At 29.8% G+C, this 4,180-nt stretch carries 2 protein-coding genes; both read right to left on the bottom strand.

All coding sequences use genetic code 11. The features are described 5' to 3' along the window. Nucleotides 1-338: 338 nt before the first annotated feature. On the bottom strand, nt 339-950 hold the full coding sequence (locus U9R42_03895; protein ID MEA3495159.1) for a hypothetical protein: 612 nt from the start codon (nt 948-950) through the stop codon (nt 339-341). A 23-nt stretch (nt 951-973) separates the two neighbouring features. After that, complete coding sequence (locus U9R42_03890; GenBank protein MEA3495158.1) at nt 974-3,709, bottom strand: cation:proton antiporter; 2,736 nt, start codon at nt 3,707-3,709, stop codon at nt 974-976. Nucleotides 3,710-4,180 lie beyond the last annotated feature (471 nt).

Genomic DNA, 4,180 nt, shown 5'->3' with positions numbered 1-4,180 from the left:
ATCTTTTGAAAATTAAAGTTGAAAAACAGAGTAATTAAAATTTAAGGTTGTAAGTTGAGCTTACCTGATCAACAATTGCTTTTTCATATTACTAATTAGTGGCACTAAGAAAACTTTGTATTACTCATTATACTTGGGCTTTGAATTAAAAATGTATGTGAATGTAAAAGTCATTCAATTGTCATTAATAGTCATTTAGACAAGCTGTCATTGGATTTTGTAACTTAATGACAATCAAATGACTACTTTATGACATTAGATTCAGCGACAAAATACACATAATATTCTAACAGTCAAAAACATACATTTTTCTTATAGCCACTAAATAATATCTCTAATTACTCCTTATGCCTATATGTTGCTTGGCAATAAATTTTTGCAAGTATCAAAAAGGGAATAATTTTTACAGTAGATAGTACGATTACAGGGAATTCATTTTCAATTGAACTCATAATGTCATAGCCTTGTAATCTTGCAGATAATGATGTAACAAAAACAACCATAGGGATTAGCAATAATGAATAGGAAAATAATTTTAATAATTTAAAATGCTTGTTAGATAAGTCGTTTACTTTTAAAAACAGAACAAAATAAAAAATTATTAAAAGAGCTGTTGTTAAAATAAATAGAAATTTATATAAAAATGTTAAATCCCAAGAATTAATAAAATTACCGTTAAAAAATAAAATAATAACAGTATGTAATATTTCAAGAATAAGTATAGACGTTAAAATATGTTTTTTATCCTGATACTGATAATATCTTCTTAAAAACTTTCTAAAAAATACGAAAATTTGAACTATTACAAGAGTGCTAAGAACGAAAAAAAGTACATCTATGATATATGAATCCTTAAACAAAAGGACATCAACAATGTAATAAACACAAATAACAGAATATAAAATTACGAAATAAGATGACTTTATTAATTCTCTTTTTGAAATCCTCATAAATAAAATTTTTTATTGCTTTTTTACTTTTGTTCCGATATCATTACCCATGCATTCTTTGAAAAAACAGCCTCTGAAATGTCAACTACCGAAGGTGCCTGATACACATGACCTGTTTCTTTATCTGAAGCAACACCATAAACTAAAACGGCAATTTTGTTGTGAAGGTTTATTTTCTCATCTTCTTTTATCTTTCTGATTTCAAAATCACTAAGCCATCTTCTCATTTTTATTTGAGACCAATTCATATAAGGATCTATAGAACCAAGAAGATTTTCAGCAAATCGTTGTCCGGCAGTGTTCCAAAGATTTATTTCAAGTTCAGATGATTTTTTAATTACATTTTGCATATCTTCCGAAGAAAGCCATAAAGCTGTAACAGGAGTGTCAGCAATAACATTTGCTGTTCGTGGAACACCTGCCAATACAGACATTTCACCAATTACACTTCCTGTTCCCAGAATATCAACTACTGTATCTCCAACCATTACTTTTACACTTCCACGTGCAATAACTACCATTCCTTTTTTTCCTGAATCTCCTCGCTCAATAAGTTTCTGACCAGGCTTATGATCCTTTTCTTTGGCAATTTTTATTACTTCACTACTTACGTTTTCGTCAACAGCTTTCAACCAGCTAACATCCTTAAGCACTTCAATTGGCTCCATTAAAGTTGTAATAAGTGGTGAATCCATTAACTTCTTCATCCTTTTTTCTACATCCACAATCATTTTTTCAGTTTCATCATTTTCAAGCTGACCTTCTTTTTGTAGTTTTGCAATAGCGGATTTTTCAAAGTTAAGTATTGACCTTGTAGCTTGTTTCGTTTCAATGGAACTTGTTATTTCAGGAAAGCCCTGATGAATTTCTTTAATATAATTTAACCCTCTTAAGCGATTTTCATTTATTTCATCTTTAATGCTTTGAGCAATTCTCTCTTCTTCATCATCTGTTTGATCATCCTGATTAAAATCAAAATCCATTGAAGAAACTAATTTTGATATTTCTTCTTGAGAAACCACAAAACCTCTTGCAATATCATAACTTAATCCGAGTCTTTCAAAGACAGCTTTTTTTGCAAAAGAGCCAACTAAAGGAAAAGTCTCAAAATAATGAAATACTTTTGGTATTCGCCATAATGAATTTAAATACTCTCTTTCTGATAATGGAATATTCCCTTCTTTATCAATAATTTCGTTCATATTGTCAGAAAGTTTTGTAAATGCAAGAGGACTTAATAAACCTTCTTTGAATTGATTCCAATAACTGCTTTTTTCTTTTTCCAAAATTCTTCTTCGTGCTTCAGCCATTGGATCCATTTTTTCTTTTTCTTCATCCGATATTTTTGGTAATTCCCTATGAGGTAAATATGTATTTACCGTTTCCCAATTAGCTCCACCCATAAAACGATCTTTTCTTAAAACATCGATTTCTTTTTTACTTTCTTTGTGTATTGCCTTAAATGCATTTGAAAACATCATTGCTTTTACAGGAGGAATATCCGTTAGTCCAAGTCCATTTACTAAAAATTTAATAGTTGTAGCATTAACCAAAAGAGTTAAAGTTACGATTCCTGCTGTGTAAAACAAAAACTGATTTCTTATTTCCTCAGGAATGTTTGGTTCTCCTGCAACGATTAGTGCAAGTGCTAATCCAATTGCTCCTCGTAATGCTCCATACCATAAAACATAAGCATCTTTTTTGGGTAAACCATATCCAATTTTTTTCATTAGAGGATAAAACATTATTATCAATAGTAAACGAATGACATGTAATCCAACATATAAAATTAAAAGTATAACAAAATCATTTAGAGTAAAAACTGTTCTTGATGCGATAACAACACCCACAATTAAAAAGATAAGAGTGTTAGCAATAAAAGCTGCAAGCTCCCAAAACTCATGAAGAAAATGACCTACTTCTGCACTTATTCTTGTTCTACCTGCACTTGCCATTGCTAAACCTAATGCAACAAGTCCTAAAACTCCGGATACATGTAAAAAATGTTCAGCAACAAAAAATGTGAGATATGCTGCCGCAATAATTAAAGTAATTTCAACCATTGCATCGTTAAATACTTTTTTTACCCAAGCAAGAGTAATCGCACCTACAATAACTCCTAACAAAATACCGCCAAAAGCAACTTTCCCGAATTCCACAAAAATGGAACTATCGCCACCATGTCCCGAGCCTGTTATTCCTACAAAAATTACCATAAATATTACAATTGCAGTACCATCATTTAATAAGGATTCACCTTCAATTAAAGTTCCTAATTTTTTGCTCGCTCCCAAATCTTTTAGCAAAGCAACAACGGCTACGGGGTCGGTAGCACTAATCACAGAACCAAATAATAATGCCATTTTCCATTCCCATGATCCAAAACCAATATTTAATAATTTTAATCCCATAAGAAAAAGAGCAGTAAGGACTAAGGCAAATACAATTCCCGGAATTGCTAATAAAGAAGCGTTTCCTAATGACTTTTTAAAGGTATGGACATCCATTGCAAAAGCCGCTTCAAAAATCAGCGTTGGCAAAAAGACAAATAAAATTACGTGTGGGTCTATCTTTCCTGCCCATTCTAAAGCTTCTTCTATTGAATGAATTCCATGAAAAAATTCAAGACGTGCTAAAACTCCTAAACCTAAGCCAAAAATCAAAAGTAAAACAGTAAAAGGTAAAGGTGTTTTTTTAAGAAAATGTCTTGTTGCCGCACCAATTACTAATGCAATAATGATAAATAATAATGGTTCCATAATTTTAATTGTTTAGTTTTGTTTTTACTATATCAAAAAAACATTTGATGTTTAAATTTTTAATAATTTTTAAAAACGTGAAATATACAAAAAGAAAAAGAAGTTTTAATATTTAAGTAATATATTTTGTTATAAACTAATAATCAGAATAAGAAAAGATATTATTCATATATAAAAAATGCTGTTATTAATAATCCTTCCTTTAACCTATTTTTTATAAAAGTCTGAAAAATATTCAAATAATTTATATAGATTTGATATTGAGAATATTGAGGGAAAGGCGTTTGTATTTACAAGTTAAACACAAAATATTATGAAAAAATTAGTTTTAATCAGTTTACTCATTCTTTCAACTGTTCTCCAAACATTTAGCCAAGGAGACTTCATTTTGAAGAACTATGATTTGGAGAAAAATAAACGTCCTCCAAAAATAAAGTTTAACAAAAGAATTACGATAGAAGGGTATGATAA

It is taken from the genome of Bacteroidota bacterium (assembly GCA_034723125.1).
Lineage (GTDB): Bacteria > Bacteroidota > Bacteroidia > CAILMK01 > JAAYUY01 > JAYEOP01.
Note: the sequence above shows the minus strand (reverse complement) of the source record. Positions and strands in the feature narration are given on the sequence as shown.

Bases quoted from the DNA above. Each gene is read 5' to 3' on its own strand.
- U9R42_03895 (MEA3495159.1), bottom strand. From the start codon at position 950: ATGAGGATTTCAAAAAGAGAATTAATAAAGTCATCTTATTTCGTAATT.
- U9R42_03890 (MEA3495158.1), bottom strand. From the start codon at position 3,709: ATGGAACCATTATTATTTATCATTATTGCATTAGTAATTGGTGCGGCA.